This is a genomic window from Variovorax sp. dw_954 (genome assembly GCF_018449755.1).
Classification (GTDB): Bacteria; Pseudomonadota; Gammaproteobacteria; order Burkholderiales; family Burkholderiaceae_C; genus Variovorax.
In genome coordinates this window covers 18,230-42,271 of record NZ_JAAVVD010000018.1, presented here as the reverse complement: position 1 = coordinate 42,271, position 24,042 = coordinate 18,230, and the positions used below count along the sequence as shown (strand labels likewise).

General features: G+C 61.5%; 25 protein-coding genes. 4 read left to right on the top strand and 21 right to left on the bottom strand.

What is annotated here, in order from left to right; genetic code table 11:
* From HB681_RS24710 to HB681_RS24660, 11 genes are read right to left on the bottom strand one after another with little or no spacing between them, the layout of a single operon-like run.
* A complete protein-coding gene (locus HB681_RS24710) occupies nucleotides 1-1,230 on the bottom strand; it encodes a TrbI/VirB10 family protein (protein ID WP_213957518.1) in 1,230 nt (409 codons plus the stop codon).
* Nucleotides 1,230-2,057, bottom strand: a complete 828-nt coding sequence (locus HB681_RS24705; RefSeq protein WP_213957517.1) for a TrbG/VirB9 family P-type conjugative transfer protein — start codon at nucleotides 2,055-2,057, stop codon at nucleotides 1,230-1,232. Before HB681_RS24705 ends, HB681_RS24710 begins: the two co-directional genes overlap by 1 nt.
* A complete protein-coding gene (locus tag HB681_RS24700; protein WP_213957516.1) occupies nucleotides 2,054-2,857 on the bottom strand; it encodes a VirB8/TrbF family protein in 804 nt (267 codons plus the stop codon). The genes HB681_RS24705 and HB681_RS24700 overlap by 4 nt, the downstream gene beginning before the upstream one ends.
* The gene (locus HB681_RS24695; protein WP_213957515.1) at nucleotides 2,854-2,994 is read right to left on the bottom strand and encodes a hypothetical protein; all 141 of its coding nucleotides are present in this window, start codon (nucleotides 2,992-2,994) and stop codon (nucleotides 2,854-2,856) included. The genes HB681_RS24700 and HB681_RS24695 overlap by 4 nt, the downstream gene beginning before the upstream one ends.
* 11 nt (nucleotides 2,995-3,005) lie before the next feature.
* Nucleotides 3,006-3,959, bottom strand: a complete 954-nt coding sequence (locus HB681_RS24690) for a type IV secretion system protein (protein ID WP_213957514.1) — start codon at nucleotides 3,957-3,959, stop codon at nucleotides 3,006-3,008.
* Nucleotides 3,960-3,987: 28 nt separating this feature from the next.
* A complete protein-coding gene (locus tag HB681_RS24685; RefSeq protein WP_213957513.1) occupies nucleotides 3,988-4,257 on the bottom strand; it encodes a hypothetical protein in 270 nt (89 codons plus the stop codon).
* A gap of 5 nt (nucleotides 4,258-4,262) precedes the next feature.
* A complete protein-coding gene (gene virB5 / locus HB681_RS24680; protein ID WP_213957512.1) occupies nucleotides 4,263-4,985 on the bottom strand; it encodes a P-type DNA transfer protein VirB5 in 723 nt (240 codons plus the stop codon).
* Complete coding sequence (locus HB681_RS24675) at nucleotides 4,985-7,504, bottom strand: conjugal transfer protein TrbE (RefSeq protein ID WP_213957511.1); 2,520 nt, start codon at nucleotides 7,502-7,504, stop codon at nucleotides 4,985-4,987. The genes virB5 and HB681_RS24675 overlap by 1 nt, the downstream gene beginning before the upstream one ends.
* Complete coding sequence (locus HB681_RS24670; protein WP_213957510.1) at nucleotides 7,504-7,839, bottom strand: hypothetical protein; 336 nt, start codon at nucleotides 7,837-7,839, stop codon at nucleotides 7,504-7,506. Before HB681_RS24670 ends, HB681_RS24675 begins: the two co-directional genes overlap by 1 nt.
* Before the next feature lie 7 nt (nucleotides 7,840-7,846).
* Nucleotides 7,847-8,221: a hypothetical protein gene (locus HB681_RS24665; protein ID WP_213957509.1), complete on the bottom strand. Its 375-nt coding sequence runs from the start codon at nucleotides 8,219-8,221 to the stop codon at nucleotides 7,847-7,849.
* A 39-nt stretch (nucleotides 8,222-8,260) separates the two neighbouring features.
* Nucleotides 8,261-8,857 carry a lytic transglycosylase domain-containing protein gene (locus HB681_RS24660; RefSeq protein WP_213957508.1) on the bottom strand — a complete coding sequence of 199 codons (597 nt, stop codon included), beginning with the start codon at nucleotides 8,855-8,857 and terminating at the stop codon, nucleotides 8,261-8,263.
* A gap of 204 nt (nucleotides 8,858-9,061) precedes the next feature.
* Between HB681_RS24660 and HB681_RS24655 the strand changes: the two genes are divergently transcribed.
* Nucleotides 9,062-9,904: a helix-turn-helix domain-containing protein gene (locus tag HB681_RS24655; protein WP_213957507.1), complete on the top strand. Its 843-nt coding sequence runs from the start codon at nucleotides 9,062-9,064 to the stop codon at nucleotides 9,902-9,904.
* Between the two features lie 53 nt (nucleotides 9,905-9,957).
* On the opposite strand, the gene HB681_RS24650 is transcribed toward HB681_RS24655, so the two are convergent.
* The 9 genes from HB681_RS24650 to HB681_RS24610 all read right to left on the bottom strand — a co-directional run bounded on the left by HB681_RS24650 (nucleotide 9,958) and on the right by HB681_RS24610 (nucleotide 19,285).
* Nucleotides 9,958-10,659 carry an SDR family oxidoreductase gene (locus HB681_RS24650; RefSeq protein ID WP_213957506.1) on the bottom strand — a complete coding sequence of 234 codons (702 nt, stop codon included), beginning with the start codon at nucleotides 10,657-10,659 and terminating at the stop codon, nucleotides 9,958-9,960.
* Entirely contained in the window at nucleotides 10,656-11,000 is a 345-nt protein-coding gene (locus tag HB681_RS24645) for a dihydroneopterin aldolase (RefSeq protein ID WP_213957505.1), read from the bottom strand. The genes HB681_RS24650 and HB681_RS24645 overlap by 4 nt, the downstream gene beginning before the upstream one ends.
* 84 nt (nucleotides 11,001-11,084) lie before the next feature.
* A complete protein-coding gene (locus HB681_RS24640; RefSeq protein WP_213957504.1) occupies nucleotides 11,085-12,461 on the bottom strand; it encodes a HAMP domain-containing sensor histidine kinase in 1,377 nt (458 codons plus the stop codon).
* Between the two features lie 59 nt (nucleotides 12,462-12,520).
* Nucleotides 12,521-13,051: a molybdopterin-dependent oxidoreductase gene (locus tag HB681_RS24635; protein ID WP_213957503.1), complete on the bottom strand. Its 531-nt coding sequence runs from the start codon at nucleotides 13,049-13,051 to the stop codon at nucleotides 12,521-12,523.
* Nucleotides 13,048-13,464: a response regulator gene (locus tag HB681_RS24630; RefSeq protein ID WP_213957502.1), complete on the bottom strand. Its 417-nt coding sequence runs from the start codon at nucleotides 13,462-13,464 to the stop codon at nucleotides 13,048-13,050. Before HB681_RS24630 ends, HB681_RS24635 begins: the two co-directional genes overlap by 4 nt.
* Entirely contained in the window at nucleotides 13,461-14,207 is a 747-nt protein-coding gene (locus tag HB681_RS24625; protein ID WP_213957501.1) for a hypothetical protein, read from the bottom strand. Before HB681_RS24625 ends, HB681_RS24630 begins: the two co-directional genes overlap by 4 nt.
* Before the next feature lie 23 nt (nucleotides 14,208-14,230).
* Entirely contained in the window at nucleotides 14,231-17,269 is a 3,039-nt protein-coding gene (mobF, locus tag HB681_RS24620; protein ID WP_213957500.1) for a MobF family relaxase, read from the bottom strand.
* A gap of 13 nt (nucleotides 17,270-17,282) precedes the next feature.
* Nucleotides 17,283-18,932, bottom strand: a complete 1,650-nt coding sequence (locus HB681_RS24615) for a type IV secretion system DNA-binding domain-containing protein (RefSeq protein WP_213957499.1) — start codon at nucleotides 18,930-18,932, stop codon at nucleotides 17,283-17,285.
* A complete protein-coding gene (locus HB681_RS24610) occupies nucleotides 18,932-19,285 on the bottom strand; it encodes a hypothetical protein (RefSeq protein ID WP_213957498.1) in 354 nt (117 codons plus the stop codon). The genes HB681_RS24615 and HB681_RS24610 overlap by 1 nt, the downstream gene beginning before the upstream one ends.
* A 421-nt stretch (nucleotides 19,286-19,706) precedes the next feature.
* On the opposite strand from HB681_RS24610, the gene HB681_RS24605 reads away from it, so the two are divergent.
* The 3 genes from HB681_RS24605 to HB681_RS24595 are packed head-to-tail and all read left to right on the top strand — an operon-like array spanning nucleotide 19,707 to nucleotide 21,432.
* Complete coding sequence (locus HB681_RS24605; RefSeq protein WP_213957497.1) at nucleotides 19,707-20,189, top strand: hypothetical protein; 483 nt, start codon at nucleotides 19,707-19,709, stop codon at nucleotides 20,187-20,189.
* Nucleotides 20,186-20,971: a StbB family protein gene (gene stbB / locus HB681_RS24600; RefSeq protein ID WP_213957496.1), complete on the top strand. Its 786-nt coding sequence runs from the start codon at nucleotides 20,186-20,188 to the stop codon at nucleotides 20,969-20,971. The genes HB681_RS24605 and stbB overlap by 4 nt, the downstream gene beginning before the upstream one ends.
* Nucleotides 20,968-21,432 (top strand): hypothetical protein, encoded by a 465-nt coding sequence (locus HB681_RS24595; RefSeq protein ID WP_213957495.1) that lies wholly within the window; start codon nucleotides 20,968-20,970, stop codon nucleotides 21,430-21,432. Before stbB ends, HB681_RS24595 begins: the two co-directional genes overlap by 4 nt.
* 64 nt (nucleotides 21,433-21,496) lie before the next feature.
* Here HB681_RS24595 and HB681_RS24590 read toward each other — a convergent pair whose 3' ends face one another.
* The gene (locus HB681_RS24590; RefSeq protein ID WP_213957494.1) at nucleotides 21,497-23,554 is read right to left on the bottom strand and encodes a ParB/RepB/Spo0J family partition protein; all 2,058 of its coding nucleotides are present in this window, start codon (nucleotides 23,552-23,554) and stop codon (nucleotides 21,497-21,499) included.
* Nucleotides 23,555-24,042 lie beyond the last annotated feature (488 nt).

Genomic DNA, 24,042 nt, shown 5'->3' with positions numbered 1-24,042 from the left:
TCAATTCGCTGACGCTGCAGGGCGCAGCTCATAGACCGTCGAAAAGTCGACGTCCCGCGCAACGAAGATCTTGATGATCTCGCCCTGGTTCTTGTAAAGGCTGGGCTTCAACTGGCTGCCTTGCTTGAGCATCTCCTCGACGACCGCCTGCGCCGTGCTGCCGGTGTTGCTCAACTGCGAGAGCGTGCCCTGCATGCCGATGTTGAACGTATCGCCGCTGCCGTTGCCGCGCTGCGCCGCGCGAGCGGCATCTCTTGCGATATAGATCTGCTTGGCGTCTTCAAGCAGCGAGAAGAACACGGCGCCTGCAAATCGCTCGAACCACTTGTTGTCTACCTCACCCGAAGTGCCTGCGCGGCCAAGCGCGTCGGTACCGGGGGAATTCAACTGCACCGAGACAAAGTTGGGCGTCACGGCCCGCGACCACAGCGTGAAGATCGCCTTCTGGCCGGCCTGCAGGCCCTGCGCGTACTCCCCCTCCATGGTGGTTCCGGCCTCCATCAGCACCACCTTGCCGTCCATCGACATCACCGGCGCGCTGAGGATGCATTTCAGGAAACCGGGCTGATCCGTGAGGATGGCGGTGAGCAAGGTGCAGTCCGGCAGTGTGCCCTTGGCGAGCGTCATCGACGGATTGCGATTGATCGTCGCACTAGTCCCGGGCGTGATCGTGGCGGAAAGGGCGCTCGCCAGTGCGTTGGTACCGCCCTGTGGCGTCGAAGCTCCCGGCAGGCCAACGTTGGCCACTGCGGCGCCCAACTGCGCCGCGGCTGCCACACCGGGCTGTGCAGTCGCCAGGTTGATCGCGCTCTTGCGTCGGCGCTCGCGAACACGATCCTCTTCCGACATGCCGGACTGCGGCGCAGGCTGCCCGGCATCGACCTTCCTTTCCGGCTCAGGGCAGTTCAATCCAATCGGCAGGCGCAGACCGCCCGGGCACTCGACATACGTGGGCGCTGCCGTCGGCGGGCCCAACGACAGTGGCACCTTGACCTCCGGCGCCGACACCGGGCGGCTGTCGGTCTGCGCGTCGGCCTTGGCTGGCGCGGGTGCCCCGAACAACCCAAAGTAGTTGTTTTTGCTGGCGATGCCGAAGAGGATCAGGAACGCCGCAACGCTCGACGTCGCGACAAGGATCAGCTTCTGCCCCGGGGCCACCGCGCGTTTGCGCTCGACCATCCCTTCGCGCTCTTCCTCGGCCACCGGCGTCTCGTGGATTTGTTCGAACATCAGTAGCCTCCCTGTTCCCGAATTCCGCGCTGCACCTTGCCGCTGGCCGTCCCTGTCGGCGCGGATTGGCTCGGCAGTGCGGGTGAACGATTGGTGATGCCCGCGACAAGCGACCCGCGCCGCAGGAGCACGCGGACGACCACGCGGTGCAGCACCATCGTGTCGTCCTCGACGTGATAGTCGACCAGGCTCTCGGTCCCGTCGGGCTCGACGATGAACGCGGCCGGCATGGGATTGGCTGCCGAGAACAGCATGAACGTCTGGCGTCCGTTGTCGTGCATTGCCAGCGGCTGCAACTCTTTGGGGCCAACGATCCAGTAATCGAAGTTCAGGTTGCCTTCGATCGCGGATGCCTTGAGATCTGCCTTCATCTGCTTGCGGTCGGCCTGTTCTTTTGCGAGGGCCAGCGCCTCTGGCGTCGTCACGTCGCCGTCCGGATACTGGAGCCGGACCCAGTACGCAACATTGCGCGCCGTGCGGCTGGTCGTCTTCAGCTGGAACAGATAGCTGCGTCGATTCGTGAAGAGCGTCAGGTTGGTGTCGGCCTTGACGTCCTTTGGCTTGATCACGAACAGATTGCCGTTGATGGCCGCGTGCCACGCATCGCGGTCGCCCATCGCGAAGTCCTTGATCTCTTCCTTCCTGCTCAGTTCGATCGTGGTCACCACACCCTCCGCCGCTGCGATGCGGATGACGTTGTCGCCAGTAAAACGAACCGTCTGGATCCGGGCATCGGCGGCCGACGGAACAGTGCCGACTTCTGCGCGAGTTATGGTGCCGGCACAAGCAAACCACGCAACACAGATCAGCCTCGCACGGGGCGTCATCGCACCGATGCCTGGGGCATCCCGACGTTGGCTGGCGTAACCGGTGCCACCGGCGCCGGAAGAGCGCCGCCCTGCCCTGCACTCGGAGATGAAGAGCTGAGCACTTGGGGCACACCCTCCTGATCCCGGCGGTAGTTCACTGCGCAGAATCCGAACGCATTCACGTGCATGTCCCGAATCTGCGACGGAATGTTCGCTCGTTCGTACCGCACCGTGAGGGTGGCAATGAACCGCGTGCGCACCGGCGGCGCTACGCCGCGAGTGACGGTCTTGTCGAACCGGACCTGCGCGACGCGCAGATCGTCCTGGTCGGTGGGCAGGAACGTGATGTTCTGGATCTCGACGCGCTCCGAGTCCGTCGGGCTCATCGTCTTCACGGGCGACTGCGCGTTGATCTCTGGATTGAAATAGTTCTCCCATTCGCCGCGGACGGGCCCGCAGGACATCAGGTAGGCCGTCTTGTAGTTCGCCTCGGCCTCTCCGCGAGTGAAGCCTTCGCGCGCCAAGACATAGCGCGCCACATCCGAGAGGATGATCTTTTGGTCGCGATCACGGCCGACGTTGACTATTTCGCCCGGCGCCTGCACGTCGTACGCACCCGTCGCGTTGTCCACGCGAATAATGGCCGGCACGAACTGCTTCAACGGCAACAAAACACTCACGCTCAGCACGCTAATCCCGCAAAGGATCCCGCATGCCCATGCAATCCTGGCGTTGCGAGAGGCCCGGCGTTCAAGGTCGAGACGCGACTGGGTGTCCCAATCGATCGCCTTGGCGAAGTAGGACTCCTTTTCAGTCACTTGACTGCCTTGCTCACTTGAGAGGGATTGATCGGGCGCTCCTCTCCGGAGGGCCAGCCGGGCGGAGGCCTGGGTCCGGTACAGCCGCCGAAGACCAGTGCAAGCAGCGCAGTGATGACCTTGAAGCGGGATGTCATCGAAAACGCTCCTAGTTGCCTTTGGATCGACTGATGAGGGACTTGGCGTGGGTGAGGTTGGTCAGACCTGCGCCGAACGATCCCCCACTACCGCCTGTCATGGAAGCGCATATGACGGGAATCTGCATGAACATGAAAAACATGGCCATCGCAATCAGGATGATCGGGATGCAGACTGCGGCCACGTTAAGGCCTGCGCCACCCACTCCGATCAAGTTTGAAACCATCGCCAGCACGCCGCCACCGCTGCTCGTGCTTCCAAGCTGCGCGTTGAGCTTACCGACGTAGGTATTGATGATCCCAATGAACATGAAAATGAACAGCGCGGTAAAGACGTGATAGAAAACAAAATAGAGGGCGGTGTTAAGCCAGGAGTAGAAGTAGTTGCGGGTCTGAGGGAGTACAAGCGCGAGCACGAACAGTGGTCCAACAGAGAGAACGAGGCTGAGCCCAAGTTTCGAGAAAATAATGGAGAAAAGCGCAATTGCCAGAAGTAGGTATGCAGCGACGATGACGAGCATTCCCATCAAAAACAATGCGATTGCCGGGCCGATAGCCAAGTCCTTGACTAACTTGGTTCCTGCCGTGAACATCGCGGATACAAGGTCTACGATCTTCTCGTTCACTTGTCCCAATAGATCGGGTGAGTCGGTGGCCGATCCGCTGAGCACGGTGGTCAATTCGGTCGGCAGATTGAAAATTGGCTTCGCAATCCAACTGAGGTATCCGTTGCCCATGATGTAAAGCACGACCATGAACCCGACAAATTTCAACAGCCAGTCTGTGATTGGCATGGCAACCTTGCCCTCGATGATCAGGTAGCACCAGATCAGCATGCAGATTCCGAGAAGCACCCAAGCAACTGGAATGACGTAGCCGGAGATCCCCGCGGCAGCGACCTCGTAGAAGCCGCTGAGCGCTCTTTCGAAGTTCGAGTAGATGTCCCCGATGATGTTGTCGGCCATGACTCGCCCTCTTCTTCCCCGCCATTGGCTAGAACCGAATGTTCATCGGCTTGCGCAGGTCCCGGACGTCGTCCTGCACCTTGCACACCGCCAGTCGCTTACCATGCTTCTCAACCTCAGCGCTGCAGGCGTTGTTGAGTTCGGTGAGGGGACCGAGATTGCCTTTATCAGCCTCCGCAGCAATGGCCTTGGCGTCAAAGTGTGGAGTTGAATTGACTTCATCTTGAGGCTCGCCGCAACCAGCAACGAGGCCGAGAGCGACAAGCAGACACCCACGAGCTATCCGCAATTTTTTCATGATGATCAGAACCTGATACCACCGGCAGACCCGCGGGTCATGCCAGCATTGAAGTTATCGATTGCCGATTGCTGCTGCAGTCGCCGATCCGCCTCCTCCATCGCCTGAATCGTCGAGAGCTTGATCTGCTCGTTCTGCATCCGAACCGTCTCCACCTGGATTCGGGCTTGGACCTCGGAGATCGCCTTCTGGTCCGTCGACGAGTTGATGGAGCTCACGAAGGTCTGCAGATTGCGGATGTTCTCCGAAGCCTTCTTGTAGCCCATGTCGCCGATCTGCTTCTGCAGCGCCAGCTGTTGCCACTGCTGGTTGCAGGCCGCCCGCATGCCAGCATCGTTGTTCAGTTCGGCGCAGGAACGCAGTTGATTCGCGCGCACGATATCGCTCACGGATCCTGAGATACCGGAGAACGAGCCACTGCCGTTCTTCATGGATCGCACAGCACCAAGGTAGTCTTCCGGCAGGTACTGCGTAAGCAAGTCGTTGTTCATGAGGCTTCCGAGGTTTCGCATGCCCTGGAGCGTTCCGTAGACCTGTTTCATCTGGTCGAGTTGCTTGCTCATCGAACTCAACTGCTCGCCCCACTTGGCGATGTTCTGGATCTGGTTGATGGTGGCGGGAAGATCACTGGTGACAGTCACCGGAATTTGGCCAAAGGCCGCGCCGGCGATGCAGGCGCTCGCGATAGCCGACAGAAAGACGCGCTTCGTCAGAATCGGTAGCTTCATCACACTCTCCTTCTGAGAAAGATGGGTAACCACTGACGGGGATCGGGCCCGAACTCGTCGATGGCGGTGTGCATGACCTCGACGTTGTCGATGCTTGCGGACAGCACGGCGAGCATGTCGTCCATGCCACTCAGGTCCATCTTGACGACGACGGATTCAGCCCCTTTCTTGAGCAGGAACTGGCCGGAGTTCTCTAGCGTGTGCTTGATCAGGTGGAACTCGCGCGGCGAGAGCTTCAGTCCGTCGATGTAGTCCGCCTGCTCCGCCTCGCCGTTCGGCAGCAGCAGTTGGGTCGGGAACTGGGACAGCAGCGTGCTTCCCAGCGGCGAGCGACTGATGTCGCTTGGCTCCTGGGTATCCAGGCCGATCACGCCATCCTCCTTGCGGATGGTCTTGCCCTTGTTCTCGATGAACGTCTGCATGAGCGGATCCTTCAGCGCCCGCCAGGCCTCTGCGATGTCGATGATGTGTGGCGCGCCTGAAGCGTGCTGCGCGATCTTGTGGGTGAGGTAGCGAAGGATCGGGGTGCGTGCTTCCGGAATGTCGAGGAAGTTCGTCATGTCGAAGCCGAAGGTGTTGGCGCCCTCCAGGTCGAACCGGTCATCCGGGTTGTCGAGCACCCAGGCGAACGCGCCTCCGTCGCACCAACGCCCCAGCGCCTGGTACAAGCTGTTCTCCCGGTGAGTGGGCAGCGCATCCCGCACGCGAGCATAGCGGCGATGCTTCGGATCGAGCTTATAGACTTGCCAGATGCTTCGCAACAGAGCCTCTTCGTCCTTGTGCGTCATGACGTACTTGCCATCGAACTGGACGTTCCAGCACATGATGCTCAGAATCACCGATACGTTCTCGGGCGTCGGGTCCAAGGAGAACAGGTTCATGCCAGTCGGCTCACCGCCGGCGATGCGGAAGTAGCGTCCACCCATGGCGCGGATGCAGATCTCCTCGCCATAGTCCTTGTCGAAGCTGAAGATCTTCAACGGTTTGCCGCTCGCCATCGCCTGCTTGCGGGCGAGTAGCCGCAGAGCCAGTTTGAGGACTGTCTTGCCGCCACCCGAGCGGCCGATGATCTTGTAGTTGCCGAGTTCCTTGCGGTGGGCCCTTGGCAACGACGTGTCCCCGTCGTCGTTGACCGCATCGTCGTTGTCGAGGTTGGCTTTCGGAGGCTCCTCGTCGCAGTCCATGCGGATCCCCTGCTCCAGCAAGCGGTTGCGACTCACATGGAAGTTGAAGAAGTAGGGGCCGCCTGCTGCAGTCTTCATGAGGGCGACCGGGTCGCCCCACTGGCTTCCGCCTGCGTTGCCGCTGGCGTGGTTGTGCATCGGAAAGAACTTGGAGAAGTTCCTGCTGCTGATCGGCATGGCGCGGATGCGGCCGTACTTGAAATTGCCCGGAAGTGTGCTGAAGTAGGTGCAGATCAATGCCCCGCCCCGCTCGCGCGACGTGTTCATGCTCTTCTGGTCGAGCAACGTGACGGCCGCGTTGACGTTGTGATTCAACTCCTTGATCGAATCGCCGTAGATGACGAGGATCAGCTCGTGCTCGAACATCGAGAACTTGCCGGCCTGCAACTGCGTACGCGCTGCCGCAACCTCCTGCATCTGCTCATCGTTGTCGCTGGTCGACTTGATCTTGTTGTACTGGGACTTCAACAGCGCATCTGCCTTGTCGAATGCCATCACCGTGACTGACTGGCTCAGCACGAATTCAAAGGACGACGACAGCAACCCGTCGAACACCTTCGAGTCCAGTTGCTCCGCGCGGTACGGCGCGACGAGCGTGAGCACCGCGGCAAAACGCGATCCCGAAGCGCCTTCGATCTCTACCGTCTCCGCGCCGAAGTTCAATGCCGCAGCCTGGACGCTCTGGCTCAGTTCGTGCGCGTCTAGGCGAATGTGCCTGTCGGCGTTGTTCAGGACCCGGCAGTAGAACTCGGCCGTGCGGGAGCACAGAACGCCCTGATTCAAATACGCGCCAAGAAAACGAGGGTGATAGCGCTTGAGGCTCGCCATCAGTTGCGCGGACACCTTGTGGAGCTCATCGCGCGCCCGCAGCCGCAACTCCGTCATGGCCTCGCTGCCCCGCTTGGACATTCGGATGCTGGCGCGATCTGCCTTGTTGCCGGCCAGTCGATAGACCGGTGACACGAAGAGGTGATTGACGAAATGTTCCTCTCCGTCGAACTTGCGGGCGTACTGCCGAGCGAACTCGGTGCTGAGATCGTTGTCGTAGGCGATGCGATACAGGTCGTAGCGCACGCGACAACGTTCCACATGGGTCCAGAGAGCCACGTTCGGGCTGCGCGCGATGTTGTTGATCGCCGAGAACCATTGCTGGTTCAGGTTGTCGAGCTCCTTGTGGCCGATCGTTTCAAACGAAAGGCCATGCACTTCGATGGTCTGCGTCAGGTCGCCTTCGTAGGTCACCACGGTGTGGTCGTCGATCTGCTGGGAATACGGCAGGCAGCTGGCGACGCTGCGCTCGGCTTTGGTGGAGGGGACTTTTGAAGCGGCGGTCATCACCGCACCTCCCGCCGACTGGTGTGGGGACTGAAACTCACGACGCCGTTGCCATGCGTGTCATTGTTCTGCGCAAACCAGCGGTATCGGTAGTTCGCCACGAGGTCGCGAACCCAGAACGGGTTGTCGTTCGTCTTGAGCACCAACACCATGTGCAAGGGCACAAGAAGCAGTGTCCAGAAGCCGAAGACGCGCATGCAGAGCAGCAGCAGCATGCACTCCGCGCCAAACACTGGCAGCGGGACGTAGGCTTGCAATACTGGCGCCTGCGGCCCCCGGTAGATCAGCGCACGCTCCAGCGCCGGTTCCTCATGGCGGTGTTCGGAGTCGTTCATGACACGCTCACAGGTTCGAGATCCCGGACGCTGAACCGCCCACCATGTCCTTGACGAACTGGATGATGGCCACGACACCGAAGGCCAATGCCGTCCCAAGCAGCGCCTGGAAAAAGATCTTCTTCGGGTCGTCCCGACCGAGCCAGTTGCCGGTGACCCAGTTCAAGAGCGTGAGCAGGCAGGCAATGGCGCCGATCACCCCCACCACGCCGTAGATGACGTTGAAGATGTTGACCCCCGCCTGCTTCAAGCTTTGCGCCATTGCCGGGTGAGCAGCGAATGCCAGCACGGTGGCTCCGCCTGCCAGTCGCACGAAGGTCACGAAACGTCGAACCCGCCCGACCTCAATGCGAGAGAGCGCGGTAATGATATGCTCGTTCATGGAACCTCCGGGGGTGGTGTTCGAACTAGGGTGCGACAGCTAGAAGCCGGCTGGCTTCGTCTTCTCGAAGATTTCGAGCGCCTCGCTTGGGCGCCGGGCTTTGCCTGAATTCACCGGTGTCGCAGTGGACTCGGCGGACGCTTTCGTGATGGACACGCCTCCAGCGATCTGCACCCGCGGGGGCGCGCTGCTCATGTAGGCAAAGATTCGGTTCGCGTACTCGTCGCTGATGGCACGCCCGACGCCGCCGGAGTTGTAGCCACGCAAGGCCGCCCAGATAGCGGCGACACCCGTGTAGCCCGAGGCCGACGCCCGGTGATAGAAATTCCAGAGAATCTTTTGACCCACAGCCAGGTTCTGGCAGGCGTCGAAAGCTTGTTCCCACGTCATTCCGTAGAGGGCCACGTTGCTCACGTGGATCTGGGCCAGGCCGACGGAGAACTTGCGGCCGCCCGCAGCCAGCTCTTTTGCCTTCGCGACTGCTTCGGGGAGCGACGCAGGCTGCTTCACCGCTCCTTGCGCTTTATCCATGCCGATGGCGAATTGCTGCCATGCCGACTCGGTGCGAACCAGAGCCTGCATCAGCACCGGCGAGACCTGCGGTGCGCATTCTTGAAGCAAAGCATCAACCTGCATAACGACCTTCCCGCCTCACAATCTCACCGAGAACTTCAACGATCGGTGTGCGCCAACAAAATGGGACTGTTCGTACCTATCAAATACAATAGCTTTGAAATGCAAGAGCATCAGATGGGGATGTCTTGTATTTCGACACTTTGCCAACTGCGCCAATATTGCACAACCAGACTTACAAATTGATATAGGTAGAAGGGAATGGGGTTGAACGACACAAATGATGACGACCAGCTTTCATTGGGAGCGCTCGCGGTCAGGGGGCTGCTGGAGCGACATGGGTTGCCCAAGCACCGGCACGCCGCATTCGTCGGTGAATTTTTCAGCCTCTCACGAGCGGCCGCCCACCAGCGCGTGAATCGAAGCGCAGCCTGGACACTGGAGGAGCTCAAGCAGCTTGCAGAGAACTTCGGCGAAACCCTTGCAGGCTTGGTTTCCGCTCACGGCGCGGACGACGCCAAGCCTGCTGTCGTGCGCATCGGCGGACTCCAGAGCAAATGCAAAGTCTGGCTCGACCGATCGAAAGGCCCGTCAGCAACAGACGGACTGGTAGCGCTGGAGGATGAGGCCGGCCTGGTGGTTGTCGCGGCCACTTCAGTGACCATCAAAGGCGGTGTGAGGGTCGCACGGCTTGAAATCGTGCAGCCGGTCTTGAAGCCCGCAAGAGTGGCTGTCATAGACGACGAACGAGACGTGGCCAGCGCGCTATGCGATCAGCTGCGCGGTTTCGGCATTGCTGCCGATGGCTTCGATGACGTCGACGCACTATCTAACGAGATGGCCAAGTCGCCTTTCGATGGATACGTGGTCGATTGGATGCTGCGCAAAGGAGACGCAAGCCAACTACTCGCCTCGATTCGAGCATTGCAGATTCCTAGCGCGGTCGTGCTGCTGTCCGGCAAGTTGCGCGGCGGATCGGCCGATCCAGCGGAGGTCGCATCTGCCTGCACGGCCTTTCGCGTTCAACTTATCGAAAAACCAGCTCAGGTCCCCCTGGTAGTTTCCGCGCTGGAGTTGGCAGGGCTGCGCCTGGACAAGCCCGGCGTATAGCCACGCGAAACAGCCACGAGTTTGGGCCTTGCGCAACGCGCTCCTCGCATAGGCTAGCCGCAGAGCCACCGACTGCGACCGCCATCGACTACGAGAACTTGACCGGTGACGTAATTTGCATCGAGAAGCAGATACCGAACTGCGCCGGCTAGGTCGCCGAAGTCGCCGACACGTCCGAGCGGGATTGACTGCCCAATAGTATCCATCTTGGCCCGATCGTCCCAGCTTGCAGGAAACGGCAGAGTACCAGGCGCCACGATGTTGCATCGAATGCGCGGTGCCCATTCGATCGCAAGATTGAGCAGTAGCGACTGAAGTGCAGCCTTCGAGACGGTGTACCAGACGAAGCCGCCCGCCGGCCGTTCCACGTGGACATCCGTCACCGCAACAACCGAGCGCAAGGTGCCCTGCAAAGCAGTGAGAATTGCCACATTGGCGTGCAGGTGCACCGCGAGATCTAATTGCGCGCGGGCCGAATCGCCAACTTCGCTCGGCTGATAGACGCTCGCATTGCACACGCAGTAGGCCGGCTCCAACTGCAAGACCCACGGGGGAACGATGACAGGTTGCGCCAGATCGGCCTCCCAGGTCACGACATCGGCTCCGGTGGCGCGCAACTCGTCGCGCAGCAGCATGGCGCGATCTCGGGACCGCTCGGAATGGTGGATGACCACATTGATCCCGGCGCCATGCAGCGCGCGTGCGATGGCTTCCCCTCCGCGGGCCGTTGCGCCGGTCACCACCGCCCAAGTCATCGCGTCAACGTCAGACGAGGGACGTCAACCCACGGATGGTGCTTGGTGATCGCCACGCGAGCAGAAGTGACATGGCTCAGTTGGCGCATGCGCTCCCGGATAGTGGTCGTTACCTCTTCAAGGAGCGAGTAGCGTCTTTCAGCGAACACCTCGTGCACGATCTCCCGCAAGCGCCCATAGTCCAGCGTCAGCGTGAGGTCCCCTTCCTGTGCCGCAGCATCCGAATAAGTATCCGCCACTTCGACGGTAAGGAGTACTTTCAAATCCTGCACCCTGCCTTGTTCGCTCGGGGCGATCCCAATTTCGGTGCGGACCTGCAGTTCCATTTCGATAGTGGCCATGATTATTTTGAAGTTGAAGCCCAGCGCAATGCAGCGCAGGTGAGGTAGTGAGATCGGCGGATGTACATGTGACAGTATTTTCTTCTACTCCGCGCGTGAGGTGGCGGTGACATGCGGTGGCGCAATGGGAAAGCGCACAAAGAAAGCCTTCCCAAGTGGCGCCCGGCTCGAGACGCCGACATCCCAGTTTGCCGACTCCGCGAGCAACCTTACGACGGCGAGACCCAGTCCACTCCCAGAGCGCGGTGTAGCCGCGCGACGACCGCGCACAAAGGGTTCCCAAATCGCGCCAAGTTCGGAGGACGGAATGTCTGCCCCATCATCTGCGACTTCGATGTCGCACATCGGTCGAGCCGCATCTCCCGATGTCTCCATGAACTTAGCACTAATCGTGATGGGACCTGGACCGCCGTACTTGATCGCATTGGAGAGAAAATTGCTCAAGATCTGATGGAGCCGAACCTGATCTGCTGTCACCTTGTCCTGGATCGTGAGCGGCGTCACGAGTCGGATGTCCCGCCCCGGACCTGCGGACGAGCGGTGCTCCTCAACGATCCGCTGAAGAGTTGGTATGAGCGCGAAAGTCTCACCGCATACATGGACTGCGTTGCTGGCGAGGCGCGTGTATTGAGCGATGTTGTCCAACCGTCCGGACAGCAATGCGAAACTGCGCTCCAGCGATGCCACCGCGGCTCGCGCGTCTTCCTCGGTCGCGGTCAGCGTGAGCATCTCGACGTCCCCCATCATGGTCTGCAACGGCGTTCGCAACTCGTGCGAGACCATTCCAAGCAACGCCACTCTTGCCAAGGCGCTGCGTTGGGCTTCAGCGCGCGACTCGGCTTCGAGGCGAAGCGCTGCCAAGCCCTTGCGCCGCATCGCGACGTGGAAGATGAGACCAAATCCAAGAATCCCCAGCAGAGCCAATCCTAGCTCCTGGTTGTGAATAGCATCCTGTCGCTGCCCTTCGAAGGCAGCCTCGAAGGCCGAAAGCTCCTCTGTGCGCAAGTTGTTCACCATTCGGACCACGGCCCGGTCTAGCTCAGCGGTCTGGTCATCAAAATGCGAAGGCCCTTTCGGATCGCGCAACGCGTCTTCCACCATCGCGTTCAGCCGCGGCTCAAGTTCGCTGAGTAACGGGAGTGCCTCTCGGAAGCCCTCGACTTTGTCGAGAAAGGGTCGAATCTCCGGGGAATCCGTCAGGATCGCATACTTGGCATGGAGAACTTCCCGGAGTACCTTTGCGTCGCGCTCGGAGCGTAGACGTTGTTCTCCTGGTGGCAACTGTTGATGCCGCCAGAGCTCCAGACGCAAAGACTGCAAAAAGATTTGGTATTGCGCCCCTGCGAAGTAATAGCCTTCCGTCGGCCACTTGTCGCGCGGTGCGCCCGCAGGGAGCAAGGTCACGCGCAGGTAGATCTCGCAGATGATGGCGATTGCCACAAAGAAGATTCCGATGGGCATGCCCACCCGCTGGAGCCACTTCGACACCACGTCGAACCCACGCCACCGTGACCAGTGACTCATCGGACGACGATCTTGCACACCATCCAGACAAACTGCGCCTGCCCATTGATTTTCGTCAGTTCGGGGTATTGGTCCCTCGGGTACACCAGAAAAAACGGGCCGCGGGTTGCGATCTCAAGTCGCTGACCATTCTGCGTGTGCGCCATCACTGGTTTGTACTTGGTGAGGTCAGAGATCGGTATGGTGATCTCGTAGGCATCGATGGCATAGAAGCGCATCTCCGTAGCTTTGTCACTGACACCCGCAGCTGCGAGGACCGTTGACAATTCTGGGCCGGCAAATTCGCTGCGCGGTGTCCACGCTGTGGCGGTCACAAGGCGGACCGCTTTGAGCGCGAGCAAGTCCGATTCTGAAAAGAGGTATGAGCCGCGAGTCGAGTTTGATTTCACCAAGCCTGAAATCTCCAACGCAGCGTCGGTCGGACATGCATTTGGCGCAGCGTGCACCACCCCATAGGCGACGAGCAAGCCAAACGACACGAAGCGAGTCACGCCTGCAATGCAGTGCCATAGCAAAGCGCATTTCATGTTGAACCTCCAGTCAGACTGTGTTGCAGATCCTGAGCAAGCTTGATCGGCGAGTAGGGCTTCGCGCAATACCTAAGGTGGTGAAGATCAATCGCGGCCAAGAGTTCCGGATCCGACGGAATCCCGCCGACCGCCAAGTTGCCCGACAGCAAAAAAATCGGCGCGTCCGCGTTCCGCGCGCGTCCCCGGATACGCTCGATCAACTCCAGCGCGGTTGTGTTGACCAGCAGCCAGTCAAGTACAAATGCATCGAAAGCCTCTTCACTGTCGTGCGCAGCGAGTGCTGCGGGATCTGTGAATGTGACAGCGCGCAGATCAAAGCGCCGGAGCATCCTGGCAATCGAGGCGGTCAGCTCGGCATCGTCATCAAGGACGGCGACTGTTCTGAGATCAGGAATTGCAGGCCCGGTCACGAAGAGGACTCGCTATTTCTTTCGCCGTGGCTTGACTCTGGATCTTCCACTTCGACATCCACGCGCAACTCAAAGCTCGGCCCGGTAGGGTTGCCATCCGAGACGCACAGTCCGCCATGGAGATAGTCGGCGATCAGACCGACCAAGCTCAAGCGATCCGTGACGATAGTTGACCATGATGACCACGGAGAGGATGCGAGACACTGCATGCGTATGGACAACGGCCTGTCCGAGGACGATGCCGAACCAATTGACAGCATCACTTGCCCCGCGGGTCCGTTGAGCACCGTGCGCACGAGCCGGTCGAGGGCAAGTTGGATCAGATGTGCCTCTCCCTTTACGAAGATCGGCAGATCCGGAACCTTCACTGCCGCGCGAGAATTGTTGTCAATGTGGCGCAGCCTGTCTGCCGCCGCAACCTCCTTCAAAAGTGCGCCAACTTCGAAGGACACGCGATGAGGCCGCTGGCAATCCAATTGAATCTGGGCGAGCGCTTCAAGGTCGTTGAGTTGCGTGAGGATTCTCTGAGTGGCCCGATGGATCCGGGCCAATGCTGTGCGGCCTTCCTCATCTAGTTCCTGAAAGATGAGATCTTCGCTGGCCGCCACGAGAAGTTGGACCGGCGCGCAAAGCTCGTGCACGAGCAGTTTCAGCGCTGCTGGATGATGCCGATCAGGTTGGAGACCGTCCACGGCCTCAGCCCATTCTCGATCGGGAATTCTTATTGATGTTGGTGAGGTCATGGACATGACTTTTACTGGATCTACTAGCGCACCGCGGAGGCCGGCTGAAAACTTGCCACCGAGAAGCTTGAGCCCAGTTGTCGCTGACCCGCCGCGTGGACTTTCGGCTGCACGTGCAACTCTTTCGCCAGGCGGGCACGTCCGGCGCGTTCGATTTTCGCCCGCAAGACCGCCGATTCGTTCACTGCGTCTCTCAACTCCAAGGCTGCGAACTTCTTGGGCTCTCGGCTCATTGCAGCCGCTAACCTCGCCGCATCGTCGGTGAACAGAGTAATGTCGTTGCGGGGGCGCGAGATCGCCACGTAGAACACGGCGCGATTGCTGGTCAGACTTTTTGTGTTCGCGTCCACCAGCACCCGGTTCTTGGTCAGACCCTGGGCCGAATGAATCGTGCTTGCGTACCCGTGTTGCAGATGAATGGGCCGGCGGCGATCGATGAGAATATCCGGTCGGGCAAGCCCCCTATCGGGCTCTCGCTTCAACACCACATGCCCCGATTCGACGGCCCGGATTTCATACCGCTCGCCGTTGAAGACGCCGAGCGCCTTGTCATTTGCCGTGACTCGAACCCAGTCGCCGGGTGCCAGTTCAACGGTGTCCTTCTCGTAGAGACGCAGCATCGGGTTCAGCCGCGGATCGAAGGTGGTCTGCTGGCCGTTCTCCCTTCTCACCGTCAGCGTGTTGCGCGTGATGTCGTGGCTCAACACTGTAAGTTGTTCGCCCTGTCGTAAATCGTTGCTGTAGCTGCGCTGCGGCACGACGATCTGCCCTGCGTCGTAGCTTTGCGCTGAACCAAGTTCTGCCCGGGTCATGTCGACGTTGTTCAGGACTTCGACCGCCTGCCCGTTCGGCAGAGACAGGCCCTCTCGCACCAGCGCGTTGATCGCACGCCGTGCATCGTTCGTGCCTGCCACGATCAGCGTCTCTTTGCGCTCGGCTTCCGGCAACTTCACGTAAGCCTGCGCCACGCGCTCATGACGCCGGGCATCCTGCCGGACCTCGACGATGTTGTTGCGCAACGTCGAAACGGCGAGCGGCACTTTGTTGTTCGCTGCGTGCACAACCGCTGCCCGGATGGCTTCGTTCTTCTGCCGCTTGATCTCGGTGAGAAATGCCTTGGTCATGCCCGCGTCCTGCAACTGCTCGAAAGGTTTGCCCGCCTCCACTGCATGGGTCTGCTTGCGGTCTCCACTGAGAACCAGACGTGCATCCTGCTTTTCCACAATCCCCATCAGCTTCTCGAGCTGGTGCGCCGGCACCACGCCTGCTTCGTCCAGAAACACGATGCTGTGCTGATCCAGCGAGCGATGCTGCGAGGTTCGTGCCAGAAAGGATGCCAGTGTTTGCGATTCCATGCCAAGAGACGCGAGGGCCTCATTCTGGGAGGCATACGGCGCCAAACCAATCACCCGGTAGCCCTGCGTCCGGGAAAGGCGAGCAGTCTCCGCCTTGATGCCGGCGACTGCCTTGCTGAGCATGTGGCTCTTGCCGGTACCGGCCAGACCCTGGATGCCCACGAACCGGTCACGTGTGGTGAGCACCATTTCCACTGCCTCGCGCTGCCCAACGTTGAGATCACTCGCTGCAAGCATGCGCGCGACGCGCTCCACCGATGCGACCGCCGGAACGCCGCCCCGCCCGGCCTTCTCGATGCCAAGGATTCGGACCTCGCTGCGCCTGGCATCCGGCGTCGCGAAACGCGCCTCCGCCGCCACGAGCGCGCCGCGCTGGATCGCCGAATCGACCGAGGCCTCGGCCTGTGCCTGGGTCTGGCCCCGGGAAGCCATGGTCAGCGCTACCCACGAAGTCCGCGTCAGCTTTTCGAACTCGTCGTGACCCTTGAAGCGCGCCGCGTTGGGATCCCTGGCCAATTCGCCGGCGCTGATGTTCAAGGAGCGGGCCGTCTGATACAGCGAAAGTTCGGGCAACAGTCGGCCATCGTGTTGAGCCTTGTCGAGCGCTTCTGCTACTTCCGCCGTTGTCGTTCGCGTTGCCGCCCGTCCATACGCAATTTCAAGCAACTCGCCGCGCGAGAAGATTCCTTGGCGTTCGGCCAGGTGTGCGATGGCAAAGTTGATCGCTTCGTCGGCGGCCTCCGTGCTTCGACCATTGCCTGTGAGCGCGTCGTCGAATGACTCGCCGTCCTTGCCACGCGGAGGGGGGACCACGTGTGTGACGGCGCTCTGGGCATCTAGATCGACACCGACCTCCCGGGCCGTTTCCTCCCAGTGGGTGCGCAGCCAGGCGCGATCACTTTCTGTTTTTTTACGGCGGGTAGCGAGCGTGATGACCTGCTTTTGGGCGGTCGTGGCAGTGTCCCGATCCTGGCCGCGCGTAGCGAGCAAGCGCTCGATTTCCTGACTGCGTTGGCTGAAGTGCTGGATAGCTTCATCGGGAATGTGAGCAAGCTCCCAGCCGCCTTTGCGGGTCTCCCGGAGGTCGAACCCTAAGGCCTTGAGCTCGGCAGCGAGTGTCGCGCGATAGAACGCGCCGATCACTTTCACGTTCTTGAGCAGGTCCTCGTTCGACAAGGCCCGCCACTCTCCGTCCGAGCGTCTTGTCAGGTTCATCACGATCGCGTGCGTGTGGAGCTGCGGATCCTGTGCGCGAGACAGCTCATGCCGGAAAGTCGCGACGACGAGATTGCCGGTTCGCTCCCGGAACGACAGGCCTGCCTGCTTCTTGCGGGTCGCTGCAAACTCCTGCATGAGTTCGAGGCTCTTCCTCACCGCCGCGTCGTGCGCCGCGACGATGCGCTGGTCGCCCTTGACGAGCGCCTGGATGCTGACCGACTTCGGCGCGCTGAAAGTGAAGTCGATGCCCTTGCGGTCTTTGCTGCCCTTGGTCTGGCTCCATCGGATTCGCTTGCCGTCAGGCAGTTGGCCATCGAGCAGGTTCTGGAAAGTGTCACGGTCGATCGCTTGCGCGCCGTCGAGGCCCAGATGGATGACGCCTTGCCCGACCCATTCGCCGCGGTGGCCCTCTTTTCCGTAGTAATCGTCGGAGGTCTCGAAGTAGTGCGCGGCTCCAGCGGCGCTCGTGACGAACTTGAACGACAGCATTTCGAGTTCCTCCTCAAGAGGTCAGGACGGGCGAAGAGGCCAAAGAGGCCTTCGACGACGTTGGCGACGTTGCCGTCACCACATGCGGTGCGGTGAACAGCAGGTTGCGCGCCTGCGGCCGGTCGTGGAACCCGTCGGCCATGATCATCGGTGTCACGACTACGCAGCGGGACTTGTACTTCATGGTCACGCGCGCAATCGGATAGTTTCCGGCGAGCTTCACGTAGCCGGTGAGGTTCGGCAGCAGGTGGAACTCTGCCGGCGAGACGAGTCGCTCGGTGTCCTGCCGGTGCGAGAGCGTGCCCTTGCCGCCGGCCGTTCCGACCGACACGCTGGGCGCACGCCGCAGGACGGTGTGTTCGCCCAGGCCACGCGAGAACTCCTCGGCGGTGTACGTGTCCAGTTCGCCGATCCCGCAGAGAAAAGCCGATCTGAAGCAGTTGCGCAGTGTCAGCGCGTCGTCCTTGCCATAGGTGTCGTTCAGCTGTGCGAGCGACTGGACACCGGGCATGATGCGCAGGCCCTTCTTGCGGCCCTTGGTGGCAGCGTCAATGATGTAGTTCAACTTCTCGAGCGAGTCCAGTTCGTCGCAGACGAGATGCATCCGTCGACCAGGCTCTTCCGGCATCGACAGCACGCTCGCGCAAGTCACGTCGACCCAGCACGAGATCAGCGGCTTGAGCGCCTGCAGCATGTCCTCGCGCCACGTGATCCAGAGACTGCCCTTCCCGCGATCCAGCCAGTCGCGAAACGAGAAGTCTCCGGACGGCAGGTACTTGTGCGGCGTGATGTACTGGGTAAGGACGGTCCGGATGCTGGCGAGTGTGTCCGGCGCTCCATGAAAGCAACCTGCCGCCGGCGTGCCGGCAAGCAAGGCCTTGAGATCATCGTTGCTGGCAGTCGTCAGCCAGTGCACCAGCCGCTCGGTCGTTCCGGCGCCTTGCCGCAGCAACACTGTCAGCGTTTCACTGACGATGGTGCGCCCCATGCTGTTCCACGTTTCCTGCTCCGTCGAAGGACTGCGAGGGATCAGGCTGATCGCATATTGCTCGCAGTCGAAGCTGGTGCGGATCTCGTTGAAGATGCTCCAGCCCTGGCTGCGCTTGTCGAAGGGGTTGAGGATGACGTCGCCGGGTTTGAAGAAGTACCGCATCGATGCACCATCCGGGTCCACGCAGATGATGCGGTCGCCACGCGCCACAGCGCTCTCGATGTAGTCGCTGATGCAGACGCTCTTGCCGGTGCCTGTCGAGCCGCCGACAAAGAATTGGGTGTTCTCTACGTCGCCGGGAATCGGAATCCCGGCAAAGATCAGTTGGGCCTTGCCGCGGCGGGTCTGGGCCGCCAAGACCTTTTGCCCGACCATCTTCGGACCGCGCAGGCGAGTCACGAAGACGGAGCCGCCAAAGTGGTTGGCGTAGCGGTTCGTGCAAATCACGAAAACCAATACGCCCAACGCCAGTCCGACGAAAGGGCCGATCCACAGGATCGGCAGGAACGGCGTTTCCTTGGCTGCGTACCACAGGCCCTTGGCAAAGAGGGGCGCGGGCAGCCGGTAGTAGAGGGCGACGTTGGCAATCCAGCCTACAACCATCGCCAGCCCCACCAGAAGGGCCAGCCACGAGCGCAGCGTGTTGTCGGGGGTGCGGTGGTTGACAAACATCACCGCCCCCGCAGATATGTTTCAATCGCCGAAACATCCAGGACTTGGTCGGCCTGGGCCCGGATGCTGTCCCCCACGGACTTGCGCACCATCACGTAAAGCCCGCACAGGATGCTTAGCATCAGTCGCTGATCACCGGCACCGTCGCCCGGCTGCTCGAGGCGGCCTATAAGCGAGCCCATCTTTTCGAGTTCGGACCGGACGCCGGCGAGTGCGTCGGTGTTAGGGCGAAGCGCGTCAAAGTACACGCGCTTGATGTGAGTGCTCAAGGCGACATCGTCAGATGCCGCAAACGAGCGCTCCAGAAAGCCAGCCTCTTCGTCGTTGAAGCGGATGGGGACGTACTTGCCCATGTGTTACTCCCTAAAGCCGCCCCGTCTTGATAAGCAACCGGGCGGAGTAACACAGCTCCGACCCCAAGTAACACAGCGAAATCGAGGATCCATGCGGTTTTGCGGGCACCTCGTAGGTGCGTATGGTGTATCGCCCCTAGGCGGGTCGGCGACCCCACGGCCGCACCCCAAACCGCCCTCGTCGGTGGGCATGACCCCTCGGGCGAGCCGAAGGGTCGACCGAGAGCGTGACAGCAGGCCGAAGGAAATCTGTAGCCAAAGTGTAGTCATCGTGTACTCCTACTGCAGCGAATATGTAGGCACTCTGTAGTCTTTTCGTAGCCAAAGTGTAGACGGTACATTTGCATTGTGTGCTTTTGAGAGACACAATCACCTCGTGGCGACACAATGTACGCTTGATTGGCTTTTAATTCCACACTCTATGTCTGAGCTCGAATCGATCAAGAGGCAAGCCGCGGAGTTGACGAAACTCGGGCTCAAGAGCGATGCCGCCGTCATCCAGCGCCTCTGCCCCGCAATCGCAGCGGCGCTGCGAGCCGGCTTTTCCCATCAGGCCATACACGGCACCCTCGGTGCAGCTGGGTTCGTCACCACCTGGACGAATTACCGGATCGCGCTCGGGCGAGCGAGCAAGGCGTTGGCCACCACGACCACGCCCAAGGTTTCTGCCTTGGGCGTCGGACATGCTGCCGAGCCGGCATTCGAGGCAGGGATGGGGGAGACGAATTCGGTGCCGCAGAAATCCGGCGAGATGCGCACCTTGAGTGGTACGTCCTCGGCCACGCGCGTGATGGACGCGTTGCGCCAGGCCCGCGAGGTGGCCAATTCAAAAGACTACGGCAGGATCGGCCGGGATCTCTACCGCCAGCAACAACGCGACCAAAGACGAAAGGACCGACCATGAAAATCTGTGTTCTCAATCTCTCCGGCAATGTCGGCAAGAGCACCCTTGCGATTCACCTGTTGGCCGCGTACTCACCCCGCGCGCGCATCTTGAGCGTGGAGTCGATCAATGCGAGCGCGGCCGATCGCATGCCCGGCCTGGATGTCGAGGAACTCGGCGCAAGCCGGTTCAAGGAGATCCTGCGGGAGCTCATGCAAGGCGAGGATGTCATCGTGGATGTAGGGGCCTCCAACGTGGCCGGTTTCATGACCGAGATGAAGCGCTTCACGAGCGCGGTCGGGGAGTTCGATTGGGTGCTCGTCCCAACTGTCCCGGCGCTCAAGCAGCAGCTCGACACCATTGCGACCATCGACTGGTTGCACGAACTTGGACTGGACGGCGGCAAGGTCCGGGTGATCTTCAACCAGTATGCGAGCGACACGCAGGACCCGATTCAGGTCGTCTATTCGCAGGTGCTGGGCTATGCGGCGGCGGATGGCAAAGGCAAAGCAGTCTACGAACCGCATGCCGTTGTCGATCACAACGAAGTCTATGAGCTGGCCAAGGACTCGGGACAGGTGATGCGAGAGCTCGCGGGCAGCACGACCGACTGGAGGGCGGCACGCGGCGACGCCAAGCGCGCGGGAGACATGGTCGCGCTCGAGCGCGCCATGTCCGGCCAGATGACGCACGACCTGGCCGTGACGGCCCACGAAAACCTGGCGCGTGTGCACGCAATGCTATTCAACGTTCGGAGTGCGAACGACACCGAACCTGCCGCAGGTGGCAGGAAACGTGCATGAACCCCGCGAGCGCGCAGCATGCGGCGCTGCGCATCCTGCTGGAGGACGTTGATCCATTGCTCCAGCGCGCCGACGAAGCGGCGCAGACGCTGACGAAGGTGCGCGAGGAACTGGGTGCCGACCTGACGACGCTCGGCCAACTGGTTCAACAATCGGTTGATGCGCAACCGGTGCTGCTGGAAGCCGGTCGCAAGCTCACTGCGTCGGCCGCGCGTATCGAAGCGGCGTTGCAGCTCCAGGCAGATTCAGGGCCGGGCCAGGCGCAGCGCAGGCCCGGCGCGATGTGGGTGGCCTGCGCCACCAGCGCCCTGCTGTCGGCGGCTTTCGTGTCGGGCATCGCCTGGATCGGATCGCGCGAGATGATGGAACAGGCGCGAATTGGCCGCGCGCTTCAGTCGGCATGGACTTCCATGGACGCGGCGACCCGCAACAAGGTGAACGACCTCCTGAGTAAATCCTGAAGAACAGGCTCAAGAATGCGAAGCAGGCCGCCGAGATCCTCGCCAGCCTGTTTCCATGACTCCCTCAGAGGGCTTGGTCCCCGATGTCATCGGAACTGCGCTGCGCTTCTAATCGGCGCAGTGGCGCCGGCACCCATCGCGTCCCTTCCAGCTTGCTCGCGCAGTAGCTGACCAGATCCGGCTTTTTCATGCCGACTGCCGCCTGTGTCGGATCAACTCCGGTCGCCTCCTTCACCGCTTCGAGTGCCTTGGCCTTGCTGACGTGGTTGAGGTAACGGCCTGCGCTGGGAATCCACCAGTCGGCCAGGTCGACGCCCAGCGCCTCCGCGAGCGCATCACTGTGATTGGCGGTGCTGCGGGTGCGTGCAGCGATGGCGTTCACACTGCGCGCGGTGCAGTAGGCCAGGAGTTCGAGCAGTGTGTCCTGTGGCTGCGCGAGCAGCCAACGGAATAGCCCGGCAGGGTTGCCGGGAAGCCGGTCGCCCCACATCGTTTCCGCTTCGCCGAGCAGGGTGGCGGCGGGACTCTCGGCGTATTCGCTGGCTTCTCCTGCGAGGGTGCCGTCGCCGGTCACGCGAACTGCAACCTTGACGATGTCGTCGCCGCTGCCGTACAGGCTGAAGACGGTCTCTGCCATCCGGTGCACCAGCGTGACGAGTGCCAGCTGCGGGTTCTGCATCAATGCTGCTTGAAGGGCCGCCGTGCGGTGCGCTGTCAGGTCGCGCATGAGCTTCTCGCTGAATTCCGGCCGGGTTGAAGCCTGTTCTGCAGGTTCCGGCGGTTCTGCCGCTTCCGGATCGGCACGGGTGATGTCACTCGATGCGCTGGTCGTCGCCTTGCGATCTTCCGGCCGCACCAGACCCCGCTCGATCACGATCTCGCCGCGGTGGTCAAGCCGCACCAGGGCGCCGGCCCGTGCCAGTTGCCCGGGGGCCCAGTGCCGCAGTGCAGCCCGCGCGGCCATCAGATCTTCTTCAGCCTGGTCGAGCGCGTCGCATAGCTGCTGCTCGATGCGTTCGTAGTCGTCAGCCTCGGGATCGCCTTCGTCCTGATGCCGCTCATAGGCGTCGGCGTGCTGGCGCTGCTCGGCAGCCAGTCGCTCGATCGTCTCGGCTTCCTCGGAGGTCGGCTCGCGCTCGCTCTGGTCTTCGCGACGGTAGCGCCGCCATGCACTCATGTCGGACTCGAGAGAACATGCCACCCACGACCAGCCCTCCTCCTTGACGATGAGTTCGATGCCGCGCAACTTGTCCATGGCCAGTGCCTGCAGCATGGTCGGGTTGTCGAGGTAGATGCCTGAGAGTTCCTCGGGCGAGGAGAACAGGTCGCGCCGCACGCTGCCCCCTTCGGCTTCGTAGGCGTCGAGGCCGACGAAGCGCGCAAGCCGGCTGTCCGCACTGCAGGCTTCTTCGGTCACCGCGTTCCGGATGCGCCATGCGCTGCGATCGTAGGGGCTGAGTCCGTCCCAGACGGCCTCTTGTGAGGCGGGGTCGTCGATCAGGGCCAGCGCCTGCAGTTGATCGGCTTCGATCTCATCGGCGCGGTAAAGGTCGAGGAAGCGCGGGGCGAGCCGTGCGAGCTTGAGGCGGCGCTCCACGGTCAGGGGCGAGACGCCGAAGCGCGCGGCCACCTGCGCGACGGTAAGGCCATCCTCGATCAGGCGTCGGAAGGATTCCATCTGGTCCGCCGGATGCATGGCTTCGCGGCCCGAGTTCTCGGCGAGCGACACCTGGACGGCTTGCCCCTGCGCGTACAGCTTGCATTCGATCGGTTGATCGGCAGGCCAGCGAGCAGCGGCCACGAGCAGTTGCATCGCACGCAGTCGCCGTCCACCTGCGACCACGCCGAAGCGGTCGTCTCCCAGCGCCACGATGCTCAGGCGCTGGAGCAACCCCTGGGATTCGATCAGCGCGGCCAGTTCGAGCAGGCCGTCCTCGTGATGGACCTTGCGCACATTGGCATCGCTGAGGGTGAGCTTGTCCAATGGCACCAGCACGTCGCGACCCATCGGCTCCTTGCGCTGCGCGCTCGACGCATCGACGGCAGCCGCAACGCCGACCTTCCTGGCGGACGCGCTCACACGCGGCACAACCTTCTTCGCGGGCTTGGCAATGGCGGTCATTTCAGTTTCCTTTGCAGTTGAAGTTGAAGAACAAAAAGAGAGATGCCGGGCTCCTAGATCTCGAGCCCTTCAATGAAGGGTTGGGGTTCGCATCGGCCTCCTGCCCGGAACTGGCCGCCGTTCTCCTGAGTCTTTCGCCCGGTGAACGACAGCGACGGCGGGGACGGGGGAGCAAGGGGGAAGGTTTGTAAAGCGAAGCTTTATGAAAACCCCCTTGCAGGCGCAGCCGGTCCCCCGGCCGCGCGGGCGCAGAGTCACCGGACAAGGCGAAAGGCACAGGAGAACGGCAGAACCGCCCGAGGCCGACGCGAAGCCCGACCGCCGCGCGGCGAGCGCCTCGACCTGCCGCAGGACAGGTCTGATCAGGGAAGTCCGAGCGGACGCAGTCCGCTGCGCCAGGGATGCGCAAGGCTGGCGCAGCCAGTCCCCGAAGGGGATGAGCGCGAAGGCGCGAACCTGGAGCAGCCCGACAGCGGCGAAGCCGGTGG

What these genes read in the sequence shown, in the direction of transcription:
- HB681_RS24660 (WP_213957508.1), bottom strand. Translation starts at nt 8,857, where the DNA reads ATGCAGGTTGATGCTTTGCTTCAAGAATGCGCACCGCAGGTCTCGCCG.
- HB681_RS24635 (WP_213957503.1), bottom strand. Translation starts at nt 13,051, where the DNA reads ATGAAATGCGCTTTGCTATGGCACTGCATTGCAGGCGTGACTCGCTTC.
- HB681_RS24650 (WP_213957506.1), bottom strand. Translation starts at nt 10,659, where the DNA reads ATGACTTGGGCGGTGGTGACCGGCGCAACGGCCCGCGGAGGGGAAGCC.
- stbB (WP_213957496.1), top strand. Translation starts at nt 20,186, where the DNA reads ATGAAAATCTGTGTTCTCAATCTCTCCGGCAATGTCGGCAAGAGCACC.
- HB681_RS24640 (WP_213957504.1), bottom strand. Translation starts at nt 12,461, where the DNA reads ATGCCCATCGGAATCTTCTTTGTGGCAATCGCCATCATCTGCGAGATC.
- HB681_RS24610 (WP_213957498.1), bottom strand. Translation starts at nt 19,285, where the DNA reads ATGGGCAAGTACGTCCCCATCCGCTTCAACGACGAAGAGGCTGGCTTT.
- HB681_RS24590 (WP_213957494.1), bottom strand. Translation starts at nt 23,554, where the DNA reads ATGACCGCCATTGCCAAGCCCGCGAAGAAGGTTGTGCCGCGTGTGAGC.
- HB681_RS24685 (WP_213957513.1), bottom strand. Translation starts at nt 4,257, where the DNA reads ATGAAAAAATTGCGGATAGCTCGTGGGTGTCTGCTTGTCGCTCTCGGC.
- HB681_RS24645 (WP_213957505.1), bottom strand. Translation starts at nt 11,000, where the DNA reads ATGGCCACTATCGAAATGGAACTGCAGGTCCGCACCGAAATTGGGATC.
- HB681_RS24670 (WP_213957510.1), bottom strand. Translation starts at nt 7,839, where the DNA reads ATGAACGACTCCGAACACCGCCATGAGGAACCGGCGCTGGAGCGTGCG.
- HB681_RS24675 (WP_213957511.1), bottom strand. Translation starts at nt 7,504, where the DNA reads ATGACCGCCGCTTCAAAAGTCCCCTCCACCAAAGCCGAGCGCAGCGTC.
- HB681_RS24615 (WP_213957499.1), bottom strand. Translation starts at nt 18,932, where the DNA reads ATGTTTGTCAACCACCGCACCCCCGACAACACGCTGCGCTCGTGGCTG.
- mobF (WP_213957500.1), bottom strand. Translation starts at nt 17,269, where the DNA reads ATGCTGTCGTTCAAGTTCGTCACGAGCGCCGCTGGAGCCGCGCACTAC.
- virB5 (WP_213957512.1), bottom strand. Translation starts at nt 4,985, where the DNA reads ATGAAGCTACCGATTCTGACGAAGCGCGTCTTTCTGTCGGCTATCGCG.
- HB681_RS24595 (WP_213957495.1), top strand. Translation starts at nt 20,968, where the DNA reads ATGAACCCCGCGAGCGCGCAGCATGCGGCGCTGCGCATCCTGCTGGAG.
- HB681_RS24695 (WP_213957515.1), bottom strand. Translation starts at nt 2,994, where the DNA reads ATGACATCCCGCTTCAAGGTCATCACTGCGCTGCTTGCACTGGTCTTC.
- HB681_RS24705 (WP_213957517.1), bottom strand. Translation starts at nt 2,057, where the DNA reads ATGACGCCCCGTGCGAGGCTGATCTGTGTTGCGTGGTTTGCTTGTGCC.
- HB681_RS24710 (WP_213957518.1), bottom strand. Translation starts at nt 1,230, where the DNA reads ATGTTCGAACAAATCCACGAGACGCCGGTGGCCGAGGAAGAGCGCGAA.
- HB681_RS24605 (WP_213957497.1), top strand. Translation starts at nt 19,707, where the DNA reads ATGTCTGAGCTCGAATCGATCAAGAGGCAAGCCGCGGAGTTGACGAAA.
- HB681_RS24625 (WP_213957501.1), bottom strand. Translation starts at nt 14,207, where the DNA reads ATGACCTCACCAACATCAATAAGAATTCCCGATCGAGAATGGGCTGAG.
- HB681_RS24690 (WP_213957514.1), bottom strand. Translation starts at nt 3,959, where the DNA reads ATGGCCGACAACATCATCGGGGACATCTACTCGAACTTCGAAAGAGCG.
- HB681_RS24665 (WP_213957509.1), bottom strand. Translation starts at nt 8,221, where the DNA reads ATGAACGAGCATATCATTACCGCGCTCTCTCGCATTGAGGTCGGGCGG.